At 68.9% G+C, this 23,196-nt stretch carries 10 protein-coding genes, 3 tRNA genes and 2 rRNA genes; 6 read left to right on the top strand and 9 right to left on the bottom strand.

Annotated elements, in window-relative coordinates:
- The first annotated feature begins 150 nt into the window (after positions 1-150).
- From MWM08_RS09280 to MWM08_RS09255, 6 genes are all read left to right on the top strand, one after another.
- Positions 151-1,833, top strand: coding sequence for a porin (locus MWM08_RS09280; RefSeq protein ID WP_244459154.1), 1,683 nt, complete (start codon positions 151-153; stop codon positions 1,831-1,833).
- 125 nt (positions 1,834-1,958) lie between these two features.
- Positions 1,959-3,341 (top strand): M20/M25/M40 family metallo-hydrolase, encoded by a 1,383-nt coding sequence (locus MWM08_RS09275; RefSeq protein ID WP_244459153.1) that lies wholly within the window; start codon positions 1,959-1,961, stop codon positions 3,339-3,341.
- 1 nt (position 3,342) lies between these two features.
- Complete coding sequence (locus tag MWM08_RS09270) at positions 3,343-4,878, top strand: AbgT family transporter (RefSeq protein ID WP_244459152.1); 1,536 nt, start codon at positions 3,343-3,345, stop codon at positions 4,876-4,878.
- Positions 4,879-4,938: 60 nt separating this feature from the next.
- The gene (locus MWM08_RS09265; RefSeq protein ID WP_244459151.1) at positions 4,939-5,397 is read left to right on the top strand and encodes a hypothetical protein; all 459 of its coding nucleotides are present in this window, start codon (positions 4,939-4,941) and stop codon (positions 5,395-5,397) included.
- Positions 5,398-5,461: 64 nt separating this feature from the next.
- Positions 5,462-6,139: a MarC family protein gene (locus tag MWM08_RS09260; RefSeq protein WP_244459150.1), complete on the top strand. Its 678-nt coding sequence runs from the start codon at positions 5,462-5,464 to the stop codon at positions 6,137-6,139.
- Between the two features lie 216 nt (positions 6,140-6,355).
- Positions 6,356-8,185 carry an SLC13 family permease gene (locus MWM08_RS09255; protein ID WP_244459149.1) on the top strand — a complete coding sequence of 610 codons (1,830 nt, stop codon included), beginning with the start codon at positions 6,356-6,358 and terminating at the stop codon, positions 8,183-8,185.
- Between the two features lie 243 nt (positions 8,186-8,428).
- Here MWM08_RS09255 and MWM08_RS09250 read toward each other — a convergent pair whose 3' ends face one another.
- The 9 genes from MWM08_RS09250 to MWM08_RS09210 all read right to left on the bottom strand — a co-directional run bounded on the left by MWM08_RS09250 (position 8,429) and on the right by MWM08_RS09210 (position 23,087).
- Complete coding sequence (locus MWM08_RS09250) at positions 8,429-12,145, bottom strand: cellulose biosynthesis protein BcsC (RefSeq protein WP_244459148.1); 3,717 nt, start codon at positions 12,143-12,145, stop codon at positions 8,429-8,431.
- 2 nt (positions 12,146-12,147) lie between these two features.
- Positions 12,148-16,656 (bottom strand): UDP-forming cellulose synthase catalytic subunit, encoded by a 4,509-nt coding sequence (gene bcsA, locus MWM08_RS09245; RefSeq protein ID WP_244459147.1) that lies wholly within the window; start codon positions 16,654-16,656, stop codon positions 12,148-12,150.
- Positions 16,653-17,474 (bottom strand): cellulose synthase operon protein YhjQ/BcsQ, encoded by an 822-nt coding sequence (locus MWM08_RS09240; RefSeq protein ID WP_244459146.1) that lies wholly within the window; start codon positions 17,472-17,474, stop codon positions 16,653-16,655. The genes bcsA and MWM08_RS09240 overlap by 4 nt, the downstream gene beginning before the upstream one ends.
- 470 nt (positions 17,475-17,944) lie before the next feature.
- The gene (locus MWM08_RS09235; RefSeq protein ID WP_244459145.1) at positions 17,945-19,015 is read right to left on the bottom strand and encodes a family 8 glycosyl hydrolase; all 1,071 of its coding nucleotides are present in this window, start codon (positions 19,013-19,015) and stop codon (positions 17,945-17,947) included.
- A 327-nt stretch (positions 19,016-19,342) separates the two neighbouring features.
- Positions 19,343-19,419, bottom strand: a tRNA-Met gene (locus MWM08_RS09230).
- Between the two features lie 57 nt (positions 19,420-19,476).
- Positions 19,477-19,591: ribosomal RNA gene (gene rrf, locus MWM08_RS09225) — 5S ribosomal RNA — on the bottom strand.
- A 108-nt stretch (positions 19,592-19,699) separates the two neighbouring features.
- Positions 19,700-22,437: ribosomal RNA gene (locus MWM08_RS09220) — 23S ribosomal RNA — on the bottom strand.
- 343 nt (positions 22,438-22,780) lie between these two features.
- Positions 22,781-22,852, bottom strand: a tRNA-Ala gene (locus MWM08_RS09215).
- A 158-nt stretch (positions 22,853-23,010) separates the two neighbouring features.
- Positions 23,011-23,087, bottom strand: a tRNA-Ile gene (locus MWM08_RS09210).
- Between the last annotated feature and the right edge of the window lie 109 nt (positions 23,088-23,196).

Genomic DNA, 23,196 nt, shown 5'->3' with positions numbered 1-23,196 from the left:
GCCAATGGCACCCGCTGCCCGGCACCAGCCGTGGCTCCTAACCTTGCGTGGCGCGGCGCCCTGGGCGATCCGCCGCACCTCACCGGAGGATGACCCGATGGCGCCGTTTCCCGCTGGCTCCGAGCCTCAGCCCGTGCCGGACAGCACGCCATGAGCGCCCGGGTCGGGTCGCTGCTGCTGGCGGGGGCGCTCGGCCTCGCCGCCGCACCGGTTGCGGCGCAGGCACAGGGCGGCGATGCCGCGATGATCGCCGAATTGCGCCGGCAGCTCGAGGAAATGCGCCGGCGCGTCGAACAGCTCGAGGCCCGGTCCGCCGCGCAGCCGCCCGCGCGCGCAGCAGTGACGCCGGCACCGGCCCGGCAGGTCGCCCGCCCGACCCCGCGCCAACCCGCCGCCGCCGAAGCGCAGGCTGCAGCCGCCGAAGCCCGCGCCGCCGCCGCCGAGGCGCGCGCCGCCCAGGCCGCGCTCGCTGTCGCCCCGTCGCCCTTCGCGCCCAACGTCGCCGGTCTGCAGCCCCCCGAACCGATGGGCGACCAAACCGCGACTGGCGACGCGCTGCGCTCGGACCTGCCCGGCATCGCGTTCCGCGTGCCAGGCACCGACACGCAGGTGCGGCTCTACGGCTTCGCGAAACTGACCGGCTACTACGATTTCGGCGGGCGCAACCAGACCGACGCGCCGCCGCCGCAGACCATCCCGCTGGCAGGCAGCTTGGCCGACCAGCAGGGCGGCGATTTCGGCATGACGGCGCGCTTCAGCCGCTTCGGCTTCGACACCCGCACGCTGACCGCCTGGGGCACCCTCGAGACGCGGCTGGAGGGCGATTTCGGCGGCGGTTCGCCGACCTCGAACAATGCGGTGTTTCGGCTGCGCCAGGCCTGGGCGGAACTCAGCGACGAACGGCTGCGCGTGCTGGTTGGCCAAGCGAACAGCCTGTGGAACGAGGGCGTCTTCGAAACCCTGATCGACGCCACCAACCTGAACCAGTCCTTCATCCGCCAGGCGCAGCTGCGCGTGACCGGGCGGCTGGCCGATGGCGTGACGGGCATGATCTCGCTCGAGGCGCCCGAGACCTCCTACACCTCGGCCGCCGGCGCCTTCACGCCGGGCAGCAGCCTCGATGGCGGCGCCAGCCCTGCCTTCAATTCGGTGCCCGACCTGCTGGCGCGCGTCTCCTGGCGGCATGACGGCGCCGAGGTGATGGGCCGCGCGCTTCTGCGCCAGTTGGAACTGCGCACCGACGGCACCGCGGCAGCAGGCGTGGCACCGGTCTCGGACACCGCGCTGGCGTGGGGTGTATCGGGGCTGGTGCGGCTGCCGATGCGCTGGCTGTCGGAGGCTTTCGGGCCTGACGAGATCGTCGGCATGGCCTTCTATGGCGAGGGGATCGGGCGCTACTTCGCTGGCCAGAATTCGGGGCAGGACGCACTGACCAACCTCGGCCTGCCTGGCGTGCTGCAGGCGGGGCTCGACCCGATCCCAACCTATGGCGCGACGATCGCCTACCGGCGGTTCTGGACCGACCAGCTGCGCAGCAACTTCACCTACGCTTACGCGCGGAGCGACTTCCCGAGCTATGCCATGGGCTTCACGCCGGGATCGGCGGCGGCCACCTCGCTCAACCGCGAATACCAGCAGGTGTTTGCCAACCTGATCTGGAGCCCCTTCGGCAGCGTGCGCAACGGGGTGTTCAGCAGCGGCTGGCTCGACCTCGGGGTCGAATACCTGTTCACCCGGCGCGACCTGTTCGGCGGCGCGCAGGCGGGCGGGCCGGCGGGGTTCGGGCACGGCATCGCCAACCGGGTGCTGTTCGCCGCCGTGGCGCGGTTCTGACCCGCGAGGCGGCAACCCGCACGGGACGTGAAGCCAAGCCCCGGCACGCGTTGCGCAGGTGACACGGCCGCATTCCGGTCTAGGCTCCGATGGGCCGGCGGTTACGGCCGGGGGAGAAGATATCGATGGGCGAACTCGATGCCGTCCTCGCACGGATCGATGCGGAGGCGCCTGCCGCGCTCGACCGCCTGTTCCACCTGCTGCGCATCCGCTCGATTTCCGCCGACCCGGCCTATGCCGCGGAATGCCAGGCCTGCGCGGACTGGCACGCAGCGGACCTCGCCTCCATCGGCTTCGAGGCGCAGGCGCGCTCGACCGCCGGGCATCCGATCGTGGTCGGGCATCACCGCGCCGGCGCCGGCCCCTCCGCGCTGTTCTACGGCCACTACGACGTGCAGCCGGTCGACCCGCTGGACTTGTGGGAGCACGACCCCTTCGAACCGCGCATCGAGACGCGCGCCGATGGCACCAAGGTGATCCGCGCGCGCGGCGCGGCCGACGACAAGGGCCAGCTGATGACCTTCGTCGAGGCCTGCCGCGCCTGGAAGGCGGTGACCGGCAGCCTGCCCATCCCGGTCACCATCCTGCTCGAGGGCGAGGAGGAATCGGGCGGCGCCAACCTCCCCGGCTTCCTCGCGGCGAACGCCGATGAACTCCGCGCCGATATCGGCCTGATCTGCGACACCAACATGTGGGATGCGCGCACGCCCGCCATTACCACCATGCTGCGCGGCCTGGTGGGCGAGGAATTCATCGTCACCGCCGCCGACCGCGACCTGCATTCTGGATTCTACGGCATGGCGGCGGCGAACCCGAACGCGATCGTCGCGCGCATCCTGGCGGACCTGCGCGATTCGGAGGGGCGCGTAACCCTGCCCAGCTTCTACGACGGCGTTCCCGAACTCGACCCCGCCCTGCGCGCGCAGTGGGAGGCCCTGCCCTTCGACCCCGCGGCCTTCCTCGGCACGGTCGGCCTGTCGGTCCCCGCCGGCGAGAAGGGCCGCAGCGTGCTGGAAATGACCTGGTCCCGCCCGACCTGCGAGGTGAACGGCATGGGCGGCGGCTACCAGGGGGAAGGCTTCAAGACCGTGATCCCCTCCAAGTCCTCCGCGAAGGTGTCGTTCCGCCTGGTCTTCGACCAGGATCCACACAAGGTGCGCGAGGCCTTCCGCGCCTTCGTGCGTGCCCGCGTGCCGGCGGACTGCAAGGTGGAGTTTCTCGACCACGGCGCCGGCCGCGCCATCCGCTTCCCGATCGACGCCCCGGCCTTCCGGCAGGCGCGCCAGGCGCTGAGCGACGAATGGGGTCGCGAGGCCTTCTTCATCGGCGGCGGCGGATCCATTCCCGTCACGCACATGCTCAAGACTTCGCTCGGCATGGACGTGATCCTGGCGGGCTTCGGGCTCGAGGACGACCGCATCCACAGCCCGAACGAGAAATACGACCTGGACTGCTTCCTCAAGGGCACACGCTCCTGGGCGCGCGTCCTGCACGCACTGGCATCCTGACATGACCACCTCCACCGAAGCCCCCAAGACACGCATGCAGAAGCTGCTCGACACGGTCGAGCGGGTCGGCAACCGCGTGCCGCATCCGGTGATGATCTTCGTCTACCTGATCGGCATCATCATCGTACTGTCCACCATCCTGTCGGTGTTCGGCGCGCGGGTCAGCTACCAGGCCTATAACCCCGCCACCGGCGACATCGAGCCCGCGATGACCGAGGCGCGCAGCCTGCTGACCATCGAGGGCCTGCGCTTCATGTACACCGGCGTGGTGGCCAACTTCATGGGCTTCACAGCGGTCGGCGTGATCATCATTGCGATGGTGGGCGTGGGCGTGGCCGTGGAATCGGGCCTCGTGAAGGTGCTGATCCGCAAGCTGGTGATCGTGGCCCCGCGCTGGGCGCTGTGCTGGATCCTCACCTTCGTGGGCATCCTGTCGTCGGTCGCGGCGGATGCCGGGTACCTGGTGTTGATCCCGCTGGCGGCGGCGGCCTTCCTGTCGGTCGGACGGCATCCGCTGGCCGGGCTGGCGGTCGGTTTCGCCTCGGTCGCGGCGGCGTTCCTGGTCAACATCCTGATCGTGCCGGTGGACGGCATCCTGACCGAGATCACCAACGACGCGATCCGCCTGGTCGATCCGACCAAGACCATCGATCTGGCGTCGAATGTGTGGTTCTCGATCGGTTCGGTGGCGCTGCTGACCGTGCTGATCGTCATCGTCACCGAACGCGTGATCGAACCCCGCCTGGGCGCCTATACCGGGGATTACCAGGTGCCGGGCGAGAACGTGCTGAGCGAGGCCGAGTATCGCGGCCTGCGCTACGCGGGCTATGCGCTGCTCGCGGTGCTCGGCTTCGTCGCCCTGATGCTGCTGCCGCCCGGCGCGCCGCTGCGCAACCCGACGACCGGCGCGATGATCAGCAACTCGCCCTTCATGAACAGCCTGATCGTGACGATCGCGCTGATCTTCGGCGTGACCGGGGCGGCCTATGGCCGCGGTGCCGGCACGATGAAGACATCCAACGACATCATCGCGGCGATCCAGAAGTCCATCGGCGGCCTGGCCGGGCTTATCCTGCTGCTGCTGGTGATCAGCCAGTTCATCGCCTTCTTCAACTACACGAACATGGCCACGCTCGCGGCGGTCTCCGCAGCCCGCATCCTCGAGGCACTGAACCTCCCGTCGATCGCGCTGATCATCGGCTTCGTGGTCGCGGTCATGGGCATCGACCTGATCATCACCGCGGCAATCGCGAAATGGGCGATCTTCGCGCCTGTGTTCGTGCCGCTGCTGATGCAGCTCGGCGTCGAGCCCGAGGTCGTGCTGGCGGCTTACCGCGTGGGCGACAGCCCGATGAACGCGATCACGCCACTCAATGCCTATTTCGCGATGATCGTGACCTTCGCCATCAAGTACCAGAAGGAAGCCGGCGTCGGGACCGTGATCGCGCTGATGCTGCCCTATGTCATCTGGATCTCGCTGGTCTGGACTGTCTTCCTGACGGGTTGGTACCTCCTTGGCCTGCCTTGGGGCGTGTGATGGCGCGCCATGGCGCAATCGGCCATAACGGACAGCCACCCCAGCTTCCGGAGTCTGCCGTTGCCCCTCCTGCGTCGCCTGGTCCTGTCGGCCGTACTGGCGCTTCCCGCCTTGCGGCCAGCGCTGGGCCAGCAGCGCGGTCGCCCGGACCCCAATCCCGACGGAACGGTCGAGATCGAGCAGGTCCGCGTGGGCGTGCTCGCGGTCGGGACCTCGATCGGCGGCGGTCGTCTGCGCTTCCGCGGGGAGGAGCACCGCTTCTCCGTGCGCGGCATCGAATTCGGCAGCGTCGGCGTCTCCTCGCTCTCGGCGCGCGGAGAGGTCTTCAACCTGCGCCGGCTCGAGGATTTCGCGGGCCGCTACACCGAACGCGTGGTGCCGCGCACGCCAGGCGCGCCTGGCGGCCCCGAAACGCGCTTCCTGCGCAACCAGGCTGGTGTCGAACTGCGCCTGCGCACGGAACGCGCCGGAGGGCAGTGGCGCTTCAACGAAGCCGGCGTGACCATCGAACTGCGCTGAGCATGCCACGCATGCCCCACGCGCGGGGTGCCGCGCGATTGCCCCACGCGCGGGGTGCCGCGCGATGATCGACGGCTTCCTCATCGCCAAGGCGCTGTCCTTTTGGCTGTTCGGCTTCTCGACGTTGCTGAGCATCATCAACCCCTTCGGCGTCGCCTTCGTGTTTCACGACATGACGCGCTGGTTGACGGCGCGCGAACGCTCGCGGCTCGCGCGGCAGATCGCGATCAATTCCTTCATCGTGCTGGTGGTCGCGCTTTTCCTCGGCTCCCGCGTGCTGTCTTTCTTTGGCATCTCGCTCGAGGCGCTGCGCATCGGCGGCGGCCTTGCCGTGGCAGCTTCGGGCTGGGTCATGCTTCGCGCCCCGCCGGAGGAGACGAAGGCGCCCGCGGCCATGGACACTGCGCCGATCGAACGCATGGCGTTCTTTCCCCTGACGCTGCCGCTGACGACCGGCCCCGGGTCGATCGCCGCCTCCATCGCGCTGGGCGCGGAGCGCACCACGGAATCACAAGGCGTGCTGCTGGTCAGCGCGCTGTCCTCGTTGTTCGTGGCCGCCTCGGTCGCGGCCTGCATCTGGCTGGCCTATGCCTATTCCGAGGCGATCGCGCGGCGGATCGGCCCGCAGGGCACACTCGTGGCGACCAAGCTCACGGCCTTCCTGCTGCTGTGCATCGGCTGCCAGATCATCCTGACCGGCGTGACCGACGCGCTTCGGCCGCTCATCGCGGTGCGCAGCTAGTGTCCCGGTTCCGAAGCCCTTGGGCCATCGTTCGGGGCCCTCTGGGATTTGTCTTGCGTGGCCTGCCAGCCCGCTGCTTTCGCTGTGGGCAGGACACTAGAGCCGTCTCCGCTCGCCTTGGCTCGCGGCAGCGCCTCTAGCCTTTGGATTTCGCGAGCATCTTTGCCCGGTCGGATGATTTCATCTGAGCGGGATCTGCTCTAGGGGGGGGCGTCCATGACCACCGACCTGATGATCGTGCTGGCGCTGCTCGGCGCCGCCATCGTGATGTTCGTCGCGAACCGTCCGCGCATGGATGCGGTCGGGCTGCTGATGATGGCGCTGCTGCCCCTCACCGGCGTCATCACCATGAACGAGGCGATCGCGGGCTTCTCGGATCCTGCCGTGGTGCTGCTCGCGCTGCTGTTCGTGGTCGGCGAGGGCCTGGTGCGCACGGGTACCGCCCAGCGCATCGGGGATATCCTGAACGCGCGTGCCGGCGGCGACGAGACGCGCCTGCTGGTCATGCTCATGGTCTCGGCCGCCGTGCTCGGCGCCTTCATGAGTTCCACGGCCGTGGTCGCGATCTTCATCCCGATCGTGCTGCGGCTGTGCCACAATACCGGCGCCTCGCCCTCCAGCCTGATGATGCCGCTTTCGGTCGCGGCGCTGATCAGCGGCATGATGACGCTGGTCGCGACCGCGCCGAACCTGGTGGTGAGCGCGGAGCTGGTGCGCCAGGGCCATGCCGGCTTCTCGTTCTTCGCCTTCGCGCCTTTCGGCGTGCCGGTGCTGCTGCTTGCGGTCGGCTACATGCTGTTCGCCCGCCGGCTGCTGCCGGACCGTCGGCCGCCCGGCACCGATGCCCGGCGCCCGCCCAGCCTGCGCGACTGGGTCGAAACCTACGCCCTTGCGGGGCGGGCCTTCCGCGTGCGCATCCCCGCCGACTCGCCGCTGGTCGGGCGACGGCTCGACCAGCTCGAACTGCGCAAGGATGGCATCAACATCCTCGCCATCGAACGCCGGTCCCGCTTCGACACCGGGGTCATCCGCCCCGATGGCACGACCGAACTACGCGCCGGGGACCTCGTGCTGATCGATGCCCGCTCGGCGCCCGAGCGAAGCCGGCAACTGCAGCAGGAACTGCGCGTCGAGGTGCTGCCGCTCGAAGGGAGCGACTATTTCTTCGACCGCACCCAGCAGATCGGCATGGTCGAGGCGATCGTCCCGCCGGACTCCCCGCTGATCGGCAGTACCGTGCTCGAGGCGCGCATGCGTGCCGAATACCGACTGACCGTGATTGGTCTTCGGCACGGCCGCCAACCGGCCGGCGAGGATCTCCTGCAGGAAAAGCTGCGCTCCGGCGACACCCTGCTGCTGACCGGCTTCTGGACGGACATCGCGAAGCAGGAGGCCGACAGCAAGGGCCTGGTGGTGCTCAACATGCCCGCCGAACGCGCCGACGTACTGCCGGCGGCCGGACGCGCGCCGGCGGCGGTCGCGATCCTGGTGCTCACGGTCGGCCTGATGATCAGCGGCTGGGTCACCAACGTCCATGCCGCACTGATAGGCTGCCTGCTGATGGGCATCTTCCGCTGCGTGGACCTGCCCAGCGCCTACGGGTCGATATCCTGGAAATCTCTCGTGCTGATCGTCGGCATGCTGCCCTTCTCGATCGCGCTGCAGCGCACCGGGGGCGTCGACCTGGCGGCCGATGCGGTCGTGCAACTCGCCGGTGCGGCCTCGCCGCGCGTGCTGCTGGCGGTCATCTTCGCGATCACCGCGATGCTCGGCCTGTTTATCTCGAACACTGCGACGGCGGTGCTGATGGCGCCGGTCGCGCTGGCAATTGCGAAGGAGACCGGCGCCTCGCCCTATCCCTTCGCGATGATCGTCGCGCTGGCGGCCTCCACCGCCTTCATGACGCCGGTCTCGTCGCCGGTGAACACGCTGGTCGTGGGGCCGGGCAACTATGCCTTCGCCGATTTCGTCAAGGTCGGCGTTCCATTGTCGCTGGCGGTGCTGGTGGTCTGCGTGGCAATCGTCCCGGTGGTGCTGCCGCCGTGAGGAGACCCGCCCGTGGAGCGGCCCGACACCACGCGCGTGCCCCGGCGAGAACGCGACTGCGTACGGTGCCGCGTACCGCCATGGTTCGCCTCCGATGCGGGCAACCATTAGCCCCCGGTCCGATAGCGCCGCCTGATCGCGATCTGCCCTAGCGCCGACTCCGCTCGCCGGGAACGGCTCAAGGTTGTGGTTTGCACGAGCGTCTTCACCCGGACAGATGATCCCATCTGATAGGGATCTGCTCTAGTCCGGCAGGCTGTAGCGGACATAGACCGTCCCGCGCGCCTCGTTCCAATCGGCCGAGCGGTCGTAGCGCAGCATCGCGCCCATCACGAGGTCACGCGACAGCTGGTACTCGACATCGCCGACGAAGCTGCCGATCACCCCGGCCTGGCTTTGGCTGGGGTAGAAGGCCTGGATCCGCGGGTCGCTGCCGACGCGCGACTGCAACTGGGCCTGGAGGCTCGCATTGGTCGGGAAGACCGGCGAACTGTCCTCGGACCACACCGCGTAGCCGAGCGACCCGCCCAGCCGCCATCGCCAATCCCCCGACCGCGCACGCCATTCCACCGGCAGGATCACAGCCGAATAATCCTGCGGGCTGAAATACCCCCCCTGCCCGAGCGTGAAGTACCGCAGGTTCTGGTCGTAGGCGAAGTAGACCAGGTCGAGCCCGACCGTCACCGTCTCGTCCGGCCGGCGCACCAGCGCGAAGGACCCGCCCGCGCCCATCTCGATGCGCGTGTTGTCCGCGACACCCTGGCCATCCACCACTGCGTAGCCGCCGCCGGCATAGAAATTCGCCGGCCCGGTCGAGTATTCGAGCTGCGCACGGCCGCCGGTTCGCACCACGCCGCCCCAGGTCTCACCGGTCAGGGCGTCGCGCTGTCCGGACCAGGAGAGCAGGCTGTCCGTGACCGCGCGACGTTCGCCGGCCACCCGCAGGCGCAAGCCGCCGCCCAGTTCCGGCGCCACCTCGAGCCCGCCTACCACCGTGGGAAAGCGGAAGCCGATCGGGCTGCTGCCCACATCGCCGCGGAACCAGCCGCGCTGGTAGGCGAGGCCGAGCCCTACGCCGGAGGCGCCGTCGTCGCGTGGCGGGCGCATCCCGCCGGGGAAGGCGATGGGATTGGCACCGAAGGATTGCAGTGATGAGAGGTCCGCCGGCAGCGTCCCGGCGCTGATCGTGACCGGCGTGACGCTCGCAGTGACCCGGCCGCCGATGCCGCGCGGCGAGAACGACCCCTCGATCGGCAGCGCCAGTTCCTCGAGCCGGTCGAGCCCCTGCGTGCCGGACCGCCCGCGCACCGTCGGCAGCACCGCAAAGCGCGTCGCAGCCGCTTCGCGGGCGGCATCGACCTCCCGCCCGATCTCGGCCAGCAGGGGGTCGGAGGGCGCAGGTGCGCCAGGAATGCCGCTGCCGCTGCCGCGGAACGGATTGGGCCCGGCAGTCGCGAAGCCCATCGGCACGACCGGGCCGACCTGTGCCTCGCGCTGCTGCTGCGCCTGCCGGGCCGCGACGAGCGCGCCACGATTGTCGCCCCTGGCGCGTGCGAGCCGCGCCTGCATCAGCGAGACGCGCGCCTCGTTCGGCGCGAGCACCCGCGCTTCGTCGATAAGGTCCTCGGCGCGGCGGAAGTCACGCCCGGCGATGGCGGCGTCCACCGCCGCAGCACGGGCATCGAGGTTGCGCGGATCCCGCGCCAGCACGGATTCGGCAATGGCTTGCGCCTGCGCCGGCTGGCGTGCGCCCGCATGCAGGCGCGCCAGCGCAAGGTTGGCCGCCGGGTCCTGCGGGTTGCGCGAGAGCACGGGCCGCAGGCGGTCGTAGCCCGCTGCCTGATCGCCCGCCTCGTTCGCGCGGTCGGCGCCGCGCACCGCCACGCCGGCCATCAGCGCATCCGCCTGGCGCCGCGCATCGGCGGACAGCGATGCGTCGGCCTCCAGCCCGCGCGCGAGGGCGGCGGCGGCTTGCTCCTGGCCGGCCTCCAGGAGCGCGCCCGCGATCGCAAGCCGCGCCGAGGCGCTGGGCGAACGGTTCACGGCCAGCGCTACGCGCGCCGCCTCCTCAGCCCCGCGCGGGTCGTTGATGCGCCCGAAGGCACGGACCACAGCGGCAGCGGTGGCGCCAGTGGGGTCCTGCCGCGCGGCGAGCGCGAGCAGGCGCTGCCGCCCCTCGAAGCCGCCGCCGGCCGCCGCCGCCGCCGCCTGTTCCACCTCGGCGGCAATGCGCGTCCGGGCGGCCAGGCGGGCCATGTCAGGCGATCGCCGGCCGGGCGGGATCCGCGCAAGCAGCGCCGCGGCGTCGCCGACACGCCCCTGCTCCTCAGCGAACAACGCGGCCGCGAAGATGGCCTCCGCGCCGCCGCCCTCAGCGACCGGCGCCTCGATGATGGCGCGCGCCTCGCTCCCCTGCCCCTGGCGCGCCAGCGCACGCGCCAGGTCGAGCCGCACCCACGGATCGTTCGGGGCCTGCGCCAGGGCTGCGCGTAGCAGGTCGGTCGCGGCGGTCGGGTCGGCCGTGCGGGCGGCCTCGGCCCGCAGGCGCCCTGCCTGGCCGCCGCTGCCTGCTCCGGCGCCCGTCCCGGCCGGCTGCGCGACACGCAGGCGCCGCGCGATCTCGTCGGCCTCGGCGATGCGGTTCTGCCGGCGCAGCGCCTGTTCCAGCCCCTGCTCGGCCGGCGCGAAGCCGGGGCGGCGCGCGAGCGCGGCGCGGAAGCGCGCCTCGGCCCCGGCGGGGTCGTTGCGGCGCAGCGCCACCTCGCCCAGCAGGGCCTCGGCATCGGTGCGATCGGCGGCATCGCGCGCCACGGCGCGGCGCAGCACGGTGTCGGCTGCCTCAACATCGCCGCGGCGCAGAAGGGTACGGCCCTCGGCCAGTTCCAGCGAATAGGTCGCGCCCTCCAGCGCTTGGCGCCAATTCGCCGCACGGGACGGATCGGCCGCGACGGCGCGCTGCAGCAGGTCGCGTGCCTCGGCGGCACGGCCCTCGCGCAGGCGCACCACGCCCAGGCCACCCAGCGCGTCGGCGTCATTGGGGTTGGCGGCGATCGCGGCCTCGAAGGCACGCGCGGCATCCGGCAGCCGGTTCGCCTGCAGGCGGTCGAAGCCGTCCTGGCGCGGCCCCGCGGCGGCCTCGGCCGCGCGGCGCGTCGGATCGCGGACCTCGGCGAGGCGCTGGCGGATCGCGGCATCGTCCGGCCGAACGGCCAGGAAGGCCTCGAGCGGCGCCTCGGCGGACCGTCCGGTGCCGAGCCACAGCAGCGCCTGGCGCCAGGCCTGTACTGCCAGCGGGCCGGTCGCTGGGTCGCGCGCCAGCTGCGCCAGTTGCGCGATGCCCTCAGCGCGGGTCGGTTCGCGCCAGGTCAGCACCTGGGCGGCGGCGACACGCGCGCGCGCATCCTGCGGGCGGCGGGCGGCCAGCGCGGCCAGTTCGCGCCGCGCCTCCTCCCAGCCACCGGAGGTGCCGGCCAGCGTCAGCCAGTATTCGGTCGCATAGGCATCGGGCGGGCGGTTGCCGTCGAAGGCGTCGCGGTAGCGGGTGAGCGCCTCGGGCACGCGGCCCTCGCGCGACAGACGACGGGCATCCTCGATGGCGGAGCGTTCCACTTGGCTGCCGCGAAGCGCCTCCTGCGCCGCGGCTACGGCCGGCGCGCCGGGTGCCACCGCGCGCAGCCGGGCCAGCAGCGCCTCGGCCGCCGGTCGGTTGCCGAGCGCCGCCTGCGCCTCGGCCGCGCCCGACAGTGCCTCGGCGCTGGCGGGGTCGGCCAGCAGCGCGCGCTCGAAGGATCGCAGCGCGAGGTCAGGGCGCTGCTGCGCCTGCCAGTGGCGGCCCTGCTGCACCAGGGCCGCAAGCGCGGCATTGCCCTGCGCCTGCGCCCCGAGCGGCGCTGCCAGCGCGATGCCGACCAGCGCCGCGCCGATCCGCGCGGCACGGCGGTCCCTGCGGTCCCGACGCATCGTCAGTGCCCCCTCAGCCGATGCACTGCGCGGCGTCGCAGCGCGGCCCGCAGCGGCAGCGCGATCAGCAGCGCGCCGCCGATCATCAGCCCCAGCACCAGCCAGGGACGCGACCCGAGGTAGTGGTTCGGCCACAGCCACGGCGGCAGCGTCCCGACGCTGTAGCTGGGCGCGATGCGAAAGGCCTCGAGCGTATCGCCTGACAGCAGCACGAGGTCGCCTTGCACCCGCGGAATGCGCGCGGGGTCGCGCAGCGCCTCGGCGATCGCCTCGACGCCGGCAGGGGTCGGCGCTGCCAGCGCCACCACCGAGCGCCCACGCGCCAGCGGCGATTCCGCACCGGCGACGAAGCCGAGACCTTCGGCGGGAGAGGCGAGGAAGCTCGCCGCCCGCGCCCGGTCGGCCGCGGGCGGTCCATCGGCGAGCAGCCGTGCGAAGCCCTCGATCCGGTCCGGCAGCGCGATCGCGAGCCGCCCGCCTTCCTCGATGCGCAGCGGCATGTCCCGCAGCAGTTGCTGCAGCGCCGACTGGCCCGACAAGGTACCGATCACGATCAGGTCCCGTCCGGCGACCTGCGCCAGTTGGCCCGGTCGGACAACTGCGAGTCCCGTTGCCGGCACGCCGACCATCGACGACAGCCCGCCGATCAGGCCAAGGAAGGCGCTGACTTCGACCGGGCTCGGCCGATCGGGCATCACGACCGCGCTCTCGGACAGGTCCGCCAACCTCGTGAAGGGGAAGCCCGCGCTGGCCAGGAAGGCGAGGTTCGGCATGGTCGCAAAGCGATAGGCACGGCTGATGTCGATGGTGCTGACCGGGTCGATCGCAGCCTGCACCTCGGCCGGGATGGCGGAGCAATCGACCCGGTGGAAGGGCCGCATGTCGAAGCGCATCTGCAGCTCATTGCGTCCGGACACCAGCCAGGGTGGGATCGGGACCGTCGTCTCGCGCGGGCCGGGCTCGGCGCCGGCCTGGCGCAACACCCAGGACAGCGGCCAGCTCTCCTGCTCACGCAGCGGAACAGCGCGCAGGAAGGTTCCGCTGACCGAGACATCAAGGCGCGAGGCCTGCACGTCGAGGACCGGCCCTGGCGGGGCGCGCAGGCTGAGCGTGAGCGGGAAACCGTGTCGCCGCCAGGTCACGAGGTCCGGAGCCGTGCGCAGCGGCACGGTGATCGGCCCCGGCGCGAAGCCCTGCACCTGCAACTCGCCGCGGTCGACCAGTTCACCGAGCGCGACCGGACGGTCGGGCGGCAACCAGCGGGGGGCCTCGTAGGGGCGGCGCTGCGGCGCACGCGACGTCGCCACCGTCGCCACCTGCCCGGACAGAAGCTGCGGCGCCAGCACCAGGCCCATCGCGGCGGTCGCGGCCTCCGCCGGGTCGCGCCCGGCGATCAGCAACAGCGTACCCGATGGATCGTTGGGGTTGTCGATCAGCGCCACGGTCGGTCCGGCCAGCGGCGGCAGCACAAGGCCGGCCGGAACAGATTGCGGCGTCGCCACCACCACGCCGTGGCCCGTCGCCGGCAGCGCAGAGGCGACCGGGAAACGGGCGCCGCGATATTCCGCCTGCACCGCGAACCAGGATGCGGCCATGGCCGCAGTGCGCAGGATCTCGCTGCCGGGCGCGTCCGGCAGCACGAAGGGGAGCACCAGGGTTTCGCGCAGTTCGCGCGGGTCGAAGAACGGTTCGGGCAGCCGTGCGAGGTCCCGCGGCAGGGCCAGGCGCTCGAGCGTCAGGTGCAGCGCCGAACCGTCCGAGACGGTCATCCAAAGCAGGTCCGACACCGGATCCTGGCAGGCCGCCGGGTAGCGTCCGGCGAAGGCGAAATTCAGGCGGTTGACCTCGGTGAAGAAGTCCGCGCTCAGCGGCAGATCGATGGGGCCGAAGGCGGGGCGCGCGGGGTCGGGCCGCACCGCCCCGACCAGCTGCTCGTTCAGCGTGATGGTCAGCTGGCTCGCCTCGGGCACCAGGGCGGGGGACGACGCGCCGGAGATCACCAGGCGCGCTTCGGTCACCACCTCATCCGCTCGAATGCCGAACTGTACGCCCTGCAGGGGCGATACGCCGCGCAGCTGCATCGGGCCGCTGAGCCCAAGCTGGCGCAACGAGCGCGTGACGCGGCGGGTGGAGGAAGCAACCGCCGGCGCTTGTCGGACGATCGGCGCAGGATCCGGCGCGGTCTGGACGAGGGCCGGCGGTGGCGGATCGGCCACGGGGGGTGGTGCAGGCGCTTCGGCGGCGGGGCGCGTGGCAGGCACCTGCGCGCCCGGGCGCTGTGCGAACGCGGGCGCGGGCGACAGGAGCAGCAGCGCAAGCACCGCGGCCCCGCCGCCGGCGGCGATGCCTGCGCGTGGGGCCAGCACCTCGGACCGGCGATCGACCGCGACCGGCGCGACCGGCATCCGCAGCGAGTCCCGGCGCGCACGGCGCGCGCGCCACCAGGCGAAGGAGAGCTGCGAACGGCCGCTGAAGACCGCGCCCACCGTCGCGACCACTTCGAGCAGCGATCGCAGCGGCCGGTCCGGGCGGTGCCGGTCCCAGCCCAGCCAGGCATCGGCACGGCCGAACACTGCACGAACCACGGCGGTCTCCTCCTCGATGGTGCGGGTGAGGAAGGCCATCTGCACCTCCCCCCCTTCGATCCGCAGGAAGGTCGCGGCGAGCACGATGGTCTCCTCGCCCATCGGGATCTCGAGCCGCAGTTCTGTGCCTTCGGGCAGGTCGGGCATGCGCGCGACAACTAGCCCGGCACCGCCGAGCGAGAGGTCGTGCGTGCGCGCATCGATGCGCCGCCCGTCGGGCAACACCACGACCGCAGGCAGTGTCACGTCGATGCGGGCGCGGGCGCGCAGCTGGCGCCGTTCCCGGCCGGCCGCGATGGACGCCAGCACGGGCACCAGGCAAAGCAGCGCCCAGATGCCGTTCAGCAGGTAGGCTTGGCCCTCGATGCTTCCCCAGGGATTGGTGGAGACGCCATGGATGCCGGCCGCGACGCCGAGCGCCAGCAGGACCCCGAGTACCAGGACAGGCCACACGGCGCGCCAATCGAAATACCCATCCGGCAGCAGCCCGCCCTTCGCCGTGACGTTGAACTTGCCCTTGCGCGGGTCGAGCAGCGTCGCGAGCGTGATCGGCACGAGCCAGAGCGCAAGCACGGTTTCGTAGATCTCGGACCAGAAGGAATGGCGCACGCTGCCTGCCACGCGCGAGCCCGTGGCGACGGCGTGGAAGATGTGCGGCCCGGCATAGGCGATGATGGCGAGCGGCGACGCGGCGATGACGCTGTGGCCCAGCAGCAGGAAAGCCAGCGGCGCGGTCAGGAAGACCACGCGCGGGATGGCGAACATGAAGTGGAACATGGCGCTGAAGTAGCAGAGCCGCTGCCACAGGCTCAGGCCGCGCCCGAACAGCGGGTTGTCGACACGCATGATCTGCAGCATGCCGCGCGCCCAGCGCATGCGCTGGCCGATATGGATCATCAGGCGATCGGTCGCGAGGCCGGCGGCTAACGGCACGCGCAGGTAGGCGGTGTTCCAGCCCAGGCGCTGCATGCGCAGCGAGGCGTGGCAATCCTCTGTCACCGTCTCGGTCGGCACGCCGCCAGCCTCCAGGATGGCTTCGCGGCGGATCACGGCGCAGGAGCCGCAGAAGAAGGTGGCGTTCCACAGGTCGTTGCCGGGCTGCACCAGGCCGTAGAACATCAGCCCTTCATTCGGCACGTCGCGGCCGTTCGAGAGGTTCCGCTCGAAGGGGTCAAGCGAGTAGAAGTGGTGCGGCGTCTGCAGCATGCCGAGCTTCGGGTCGCGCAGCATCCAGCCCATGGTCATCTGCAGGAAGGCGCGCGTGGGCACGTGGTCGCAGTCGAAGATGGCGATGAAGTCGCCGGTCGTATGCGCCATGGCGTGGTTCAGGTTGCCGGCCTTCGCACCCTTGTTGTCGGGGCGGATGATGTAGCCGGCGCCGCAGTGTTCGGCGAAGTCGCGGAACTCCGGGCGGCGGCCGTCATCGAGGATCCAGACGCGCAGCTTGTCGGCCGGCCAGTCCATCGAGAGCGCGGCCAGCACCGTGGGCCGCACGAGTTCGAGGTCCTCGTTGTAGGTCGGAATGTAGACATCGACGCTCGGCCAGCTGGCGGGGTCATCGGGCAGCGGCACAGGCTTGCGGTCGAGCGGCCAGAGCGTCTGGAGATAGCCCAGCAGCAGGGCGATGACCGCGTAGGCTTCCGCCAACACCAGGCCGATCATGAAGAAGCCCTGCCAGAATCCTTCCGGTTCGATGGTGTCGGCGATGCGCCAGTGGATGTAGCGCAGCGACACCAGGCAGGAGATCACCGCGAGCAGGATGGTCACCTGGCGCGACTTGAATCGGTTCAGCACGACGAAGACGACGATGCCGCCGGCGGCGAGCAGCGCCTGATCCTCGGGCGCCATGGGCGCAACGACGACCGCCCATGCGATCACCAGACCCATCAGGACAAGGACGCTGCGCAGCAGGAATGTGGCGATCATGTGCGCATCCAGGGAAACAGGGGCGATGCCACTGGCGAGGGTACCGGCGGGGCTGGTGGCGGGAGGTCGCGCAGGATGGCGGCCGCGAGGTCGGCCACGTCGCGCGCCACGGCGCTGGAGGGGGCATGCAGCCCGACCGGGCGCTGGCAAGCCAGCGCCTCGGCCATGGCTTCGTCGCGCGCCACGGCGCCGACCAGCCTCGGGCCGAGATGCCCAGCGAGCCCTTCGGCCGCAGCGAGCGATAGGCGCGAGTTGCGGTCCACTTGGTTCAGCACGATGCGCAGGCGCGGGCCCATCAGGCTGCCCAGGGTGCCGCCGCCAAGGAACCGTCCGCTCTCGACATCGGGCAGCAACGCCGTGCTGGCGGCGTCGGCCAGCAGGACCACCAGCAACATGGCTGCCTGCGGCGCCAGGACCTGCAGCGCGCCGGAGGCACCCGGCGGCGTGTCAGCGATGACGAGCACACCCGGATCCGCAAGCATGGCGCGCAGCGGAGCGGCGAGCAGCTCGGGGTCCGCTGCAAGGGCGCCCGCCGCCGCAAGGGCGCCGCGCAAGTCGGTCTCGCCGTGCGGCAGCAATTCGGGCCCGGCTGGCGTGGCACGGAGCGCCGTGCGCCAATCGGGGCGCTCGGCGATGCGTGCGAGGAAGCCTGCGGTATCGCTCAGCGGCAGACCCAGGTGCAGGCGCAGTGCATTCTGCGGGTCGCAGTCGATCGCGATGACCCGACGGCCCGCCCGACGGAGCGCATCGCTCAGCGCCGCGACCAGCGAGGTCTTGCCGACCCCGCCCTTGGGTGAGGCGACGCAAATGAGGGCCATGCGCTTAGTGCCCCTGGGTGGTGCGTGAAGTGCGGAGGCCGAGGAAGACGAGCGTCGCCTCGGTCGGGGCAGGCGCGGATGTTGAGGGCGCGACGCCAAGCGCGGCCGCCAGGAGCGGGAAGTCGGACAGAGAGGGCGGCGCTTCGACGCCAGGCGACGCAGGTGCCGGCGCGCCCGCGGCAGGAATCGACATGGGCGCGACGGCCGGCGGCGTCGATGGCGCGGCGCCGGTCACCGGGGGCGCGCCCATAGCCGCGTCGGGCGCGTCAGATGGTGGCACGGCTGAAGGGCTCGAAACCGGCCGATTGCCGAACGAGCGGTAGTGCATGCCACGCAGCCCGAGGCGCGCGACAAGTGCAGCGATGTCGGGGTCCTGAGGCGTCACGACGCCGAAGGGACCTGGTTGGAGCGGCGTTTTGCCGCATACGCACACATGACAGCCTCCGGGCGATGGCCCGGTGCGCCGTGTCTCAACCGACCGGGGTTCCGGTCGCGAGACAGGCGAAGCGGACCAACATGGTCAACGACGCGGAATAATAGTCCCGCGAGTCGTTTACGGACGGTATCGCTACCGCGAATGCGTTGCCAGAACGACGCGCCATCACGAATGAGGCAATCGCCCTAACACCCGGAGAAGCCTGGAAATTTGCGGGCTCTCCCGTGACGAGGTCGACATAGGCTGGTGGCTCGCGCCAGCGAGAATCGGACCAGAAGGCCGCCGCGGCTGTCACCGCCGGGTGGTTCTGCTCGCCGGCCCAGGCCAGAAGCAGCGGAACCCGCACCGCATCGAACGAAAATCGTGGCGGCCAGCGCTGCGGGAGGCGCAGGGCAGCGCCCCCAGGTGGCACCAGCACCCAGTCCGGGCTGAGGCCCCAGGCGCCAAAGCGCGCTCGGCGCAGCAGGTTGGTGCCGTCCTGCGCGAGGGTGGGCCAAGGTGCCCCCGGCATCGCGCGTGCAAGTGCGGCGAAGGCAGGCAGCGCGATGTAGGAGGGGTTGAGCACCATGCCTTCGGCGGATTCGAAGCCTGCGGCGCCGGGCAGCAACAGGGCCTGACCCTGCGCCCGACGTAGCGTGAGGCGCAGGATATCGCGCCCGATGGCCACGGCTTCCTGACGCCAAGCCACTTCACGCCAGCGTTCCGCACCGAGGAGGAGGCCCCAGGCGATGTAGAGGTCGCCGTCAGTCGCATTGTTAGGGTCGTCGATGGCAGGCGTCGCGTCGGGCCGGAAACGCCAGGCGTGCAATCTGTCCTGCCGGTGTTGCAGGACCTCCCGGGTCCAGCCGCGGATATTCTCGAAGGTCGGCCGGTCCCCGGCCACGGCCGCGAGCATAAGACCCCAGCCCTGCCCTTCACTGTGTGAGACGCCGGCGTTTCCGGTGTCGATCACGCGGCCATTCGGGGCGACGAAGCGCTCGGCGAAGATCCGCCATTCCAGCAGGGTGACCGCTTGCGTTTTGCTTGGGGCAAGACACGTCGCGGCGAGAGCAGCCAGAACCGGGCGGCGGCCGATGTTGGTCGAGCGGGCAAAGCGGGTGTTCACGGCCGTCCTGAGCATGACAACAAGCAACTTATGCGGGAAGATCGTACGATTGCTACTCGATTTACGTGAACAAGCGGCGCTGGGATGGCGCGGCTCAAGGGGCGCGTGATCCAAAGTGCATGATGGGTTGAGGACGGTATCGTTGATTGAAAGCAAGACCTGACTGGTGAGGCGAGTTGTCCACCCCGTGTCTGCTCGAGGGTTCCGTCATCACCTGTCTTGTTTTTCGTATGTTTTTTGCGAGTGGTTTGTGACGTGGTGGTGGACGCAAAAGAGGCCCGAGACGGTATGCCGTCGGGCCTGATCTGTTTGCGTGTTTGGTTAAGCTGGATGCGGGGACAGGATTTGAACCTGTGACCTTCAGGTTATGAGCCTGACGAGCTACCGGGCTGCTCCACCCCGCGATGTATCCTGGGGGGGTTTGTCCCGGGATGCTGATGTGCTGAGGATCCGGCCTGGTGGCCTGGCGGCGACCGACTCTCCCGCGCCTTAAGACGCAGTACCATGGGCGCTGGGGTGTTTCACGGCCGTGTTCGGGATGGGAACGGGTGTATCAACCCCGCGATGGCCACCAGGCCACCGGGCCGGATCCTCGGATGTGGTGATGATGGGTGTTGTTGTGTGTGGTCGTGTTTTGGCGCTGTGCGCGGTGGATGCCGAGGCATCCATGCGGTGGTGCGTAGGATATGGAGTTCTATCGGGCGATTAGGATCGCTCGGCTGCACGCCTTACGGCGCTTCCACCTGCGACCTATCGACGTGGTGGTCTACCACGGCCCTTAGGGAGACCTGGTCTTGAGGCTGGTTTCCCGCTTAGATGCCTTCAGCGGTTATCCATTCCGCACTTGGCTACCCGGCGATGCGGCTGGCGCCACAACCGGTGCACCAGAGGTGCGTCCTTCCCGGTCCTCTCGTACTAGGGAAAGATCCTCTCAAGTCTCCAACACCCACGGCAGATAGGGACCGAACTGTCTCACGACGTTCTAAACCCAGCTCACGTACCGCTTTAATCGGCGAACAGCCGAACCCTTGGGACCTGCTCCAGCCCCGGGATGCGATGAGCCGACATCGAGGTGCCAAACCTCCCCGTCGATGTGGACTCTTGGGGGAGATCAGCCTGTTATCCCTAGAGTACCTTTTATCCGTTGAGCGATGGCCCTTCCACGCGGGACCACCGGATCACTAAGGCCGACTTTCGTCCCTGCTCGTGCTGTCGCACTCGCAGTCAGGCGGGCTTGTGCCTTTGCACTCAACAGCCGATGTCCGACCGGCTTGAGCCCACCATCGCGCGCCTCCGTTACTCTTTGGGAGGCGACCGCCCCAGTCAAACTGCCCACCAGGCAGGGTCCCGACCCCGGATGACGGGGTTCGGTTAGACGCCAGAAAGGCGCAGGGTGGTATTTCAAGGTTGCCTCCACCAGAGCTGGCGCCCCGGCTTCAATGGCTCCCACCTATCCTACACAGCCCCTTCCTGGCGCCACTGCCAAGCTGCAGTAAAGGTTCATAGGGTCTTTCCGTCTGACCGCGGGTACCCCGCATCTTCACGGGGAATTCAATTTCACTGAGCCCATGCTGGAGACAGTGGGGAGGTCGTTACGCCATTCGTGCAGGTCGGAACTTACCCGACAAGGAATTTCGCTACCTTAGGACCGTTATAGTTACGGCCGCCGTTTACCGGGGCTTCAGTTCGGAGCTTGCACTCCTCCCTTTAACCTTCCGGCACCGGGCAGGCGTCAGACCCTATACGTCATCTCACGATTTCGCAGAGCCCTGTGTTTTTACTAAACAGTCGCCACCCCCTGGTCTGTGCCACCCACCCATGGTTGCCCACAGATGGGTCCCGCTTATCGCTAACTTACGCGGGCAATTTGCCTAGTTCCTTCAGCATGGTTCTCTCAAGCGCCTTGGAATACTCATCCAGTCCACCTGTGTCGGTTTCGGGTACGGTCCATATGCCAGAGCTATTTCCCGGACCGATCCACGAGCCACTCCAATCCGATAAGGAATGACACGGTTTCACGGCCGTCACTTCTGGCGGGCCCAGGAATATTCACCTGGTTCCCATCGGCTACGGCTCTCGCCCTCGCCTTAGGGGCCGGCTCACCCTGCGCGGATTAACCTTGCGCAGGAACCCTTGGACTTTCGGCGACAGGGTTTCTCACCCTGTTTGTCGTTACTCATGTCCGCATTCGCACTTCCCATACCTCCACGGCCCGTCACCGGTACCGCTTCACAGGCCTAGGGAACGCTCCGCTACCGCGCGTATTGCTACGCACCCACAGCTTCGGCAGATGGCTTGAGCCCCGGTACATTTTCGCCGCAAGACAGCTTGTTTAGACCAGTGAGCTATTACGCTTTCTTTAAAGGATGGCTGCTTCTAAGCCAACCTCCTGGTTGTTTTGGCCGTCTCACATGCTTTCCCACTTAGCCATCATTTGGGGGCCTTAGCTGGTGGTCTGGGTTGTTTCCCTCTCGACAATGGACCTTAGCACCCACTGTCTGTCTGCCCACCTGCACTCCTCGGCATTCGGAGTTCGGTAGGGTTTGGTAGGGCTTTGGGCCCCCCTAGCCCTTCCGGTGCTCTACCTCCGAGGGTGATCGGTGGACGATCTACCTCAATAGATTTCGCGGAGAACCAGCTATTTCCTGGTTTGATTGGCCTTTCACCCCTAACCACAGATCATCCCCGACTTTTTCAACAGGCGTGGGTTCGGTCCTCCAGTGGGTGTTACCCCACCTTCAACCTGTCCATGGCTAGATCACCAGGTTTCGGGTCTCATGCCGGCAACTGAACGCCCTGTTCAGACTCGCTTTCGCTGCGCCTACACCTCTCGGCTTAAGCTTGCTGCCAACACGAACTCGCGGACCCATTATACAAAAGGTACGCCGTCACTCTTGCGAGCTCCGACTGCTTGTAGGCATCCGGTTTCAGGTCTCTTTCACTCCCCTCGTCGGGGTGCTTTTCACCTTTCCCTCACGGTACTTGTGCACTATCGGTCGCCAAGGAGTATTTAGGCTTGGAGGGTGGTCCCCCCATGTTCAGACAGGGTTTCACGTGCCCCGCCCTACTCAAGGATCACTGCAAGCACTACGCCTACGGGGCTATCACCCACTACGGCCAACCTTTCCAGATTGTTCGGCTTCTCTTGCAGCAACCACTGGCCTACTCCGCGTTCGCTCGCCACTACTAGCGGAATCTCGTTTGATGTCTTTTCCTCCAGGTACTGAGATGTTTCAGTTCCCCGGGTTCGCCTCCCGACCCTATGTATTCAGGCCGGGATACCCCAAAGGGGTGGGTTTCCCCATTCGGACATCCGCGGATCAACGATCGCTCGCATCTCCCCGCGGCTTTTCGCAGCGTGCCACGTCCTTCATCGCCTCTTGGCGCCAAGGCATCCACCGAATGCCCTTCTCTCACTCCATATCCACACCACCGCCCGCGCACAGGGCCAAAACACGCCCTACGCTGCTTTCAGTCTCGGTCGGCAGCGCCCGCATCATCCCCAGGGCGCGGTCAAGTCTGCCCCCGGACGATGTGCGTCACTCGCACACACAACAACTCATCATCTTCACCATGTGAAAGAACATGCTCGCCCAGCACGCCACCCGGCTCCCTCTCGAGGATCCCGGGCAACGCCACATGGGCGGGTTTTGGAAGTGTCGCCGCATCCCATCGGGGACACAGCTCACCAGGCCTTCGACCGTCAACGCCACACCATACTTGGCATCGGCGAATTTCCTCGAGCGCCCGAGGCGCGGGAGGAAATGGAGACGGTCGGATTCGAACCGACGACCCCCTGCTTGCAAAGCAGGTGCTCTCCCACTGAGCTACGCCCCCGCGGGAGAGGATCGCCAACAGCTCCACCAGGTCAGGACAACGAGGCATCGCTGACGCGACACCGCACCACGACGCAACGCGACGTGGATCGCTCCAACGAACGCCATTGGCGTTCGTTCCCGTCCAGGGAATCGCATGCCGGCCGCGCCGACATACGATGGTGGGCCAGGGAGGACTTGAACCTCCGACCCCACGCTTATCAAGCGTGTGCTCTAACCAACTGAGCTACTGGCCCCGCATGCGCGGGGTCGCCCAAATCTCAGGGAAGGATGCGCGGTCGGCGCCCGCCATGGCTTTCGCCACGACCAGGCACGCCGGCAAGGCCGGTCTATTAGCAGATAGTC

The sequence above is a fragment of the Roseomonas fluvialis genome (genome assembly GCF_022846615.1).
Classification (GTDB): domain Bacteria; phylum Pseudomonadota; class Alphaproteobacteria; order Acetobacterales; family Acetobacteraceae; genus Neoroseomonas; species Neoroseomonas fluvialis.
Note: the sequence above shows the minus strand (reverse complement) of the source record. Positions and strands in the feature narration are given on the sequence as shown.

Bases quoted from the DNA above. Each gene is read 5' to 3' on its own strand.
- MWM08_RS09280 (WP_244459154.1), top strand. From the start codon at position 151: ATGAGCGCCCGGGTCGGGTCGCTGCTGCTGGCGGGGGCGCTCGGCCTC.
- MWM08_RS09275 (WP_244459153.1), top strand. From the start codon at position 1,959: ATGGGCGAACTCGATGCCGTCCTCGCACGGATCGATGCGGAGGCGCCT.
- MWM08_RS09270 (WP_244459152.1), top strand. From the start codon at position 3,343: ATGACCACCTCCACCGAAGCCCCCAAGACACGCATGCAGAAGCTGCTC.
- MWM08_RS09260 (WP_244459150.1), top strand. From the start codon at position 5,462: ATGATCGACGGCTTCCTCATCGCCAAGGCGCTGTCCTTTTGGCTGTTC.
- MWM08_RS09255 (WP_244459149.1), top strand. From the start codon at position 6,356: ATGACCACCGACCTGATGATCGTGCTGGCGCTGCTCGGCGCCGCCATC.
- MWM08_RS09250 (WP_244459148.1), bottom strand. From the start codon at position 12,145: ATGCGTCGGGACCGCAGGGACCGCCGTGCCGCGCGGATCGGCGCGGCG.
- bcsA (WP_244459147.1), bottom strand. From the start codon at position 16,656: ATGATCGCCACATTCCTGCTGCGCAGCGTCCTTGTCCTGATGGGTCTG.
- MWM08_RS09240 (WP_244459146.1), bottom strand. From the start codon at position 17,474: ATGGCCCTCATTTGCGTCGCCTCACCCAAGGGCGGGGTCGGCAAGACC.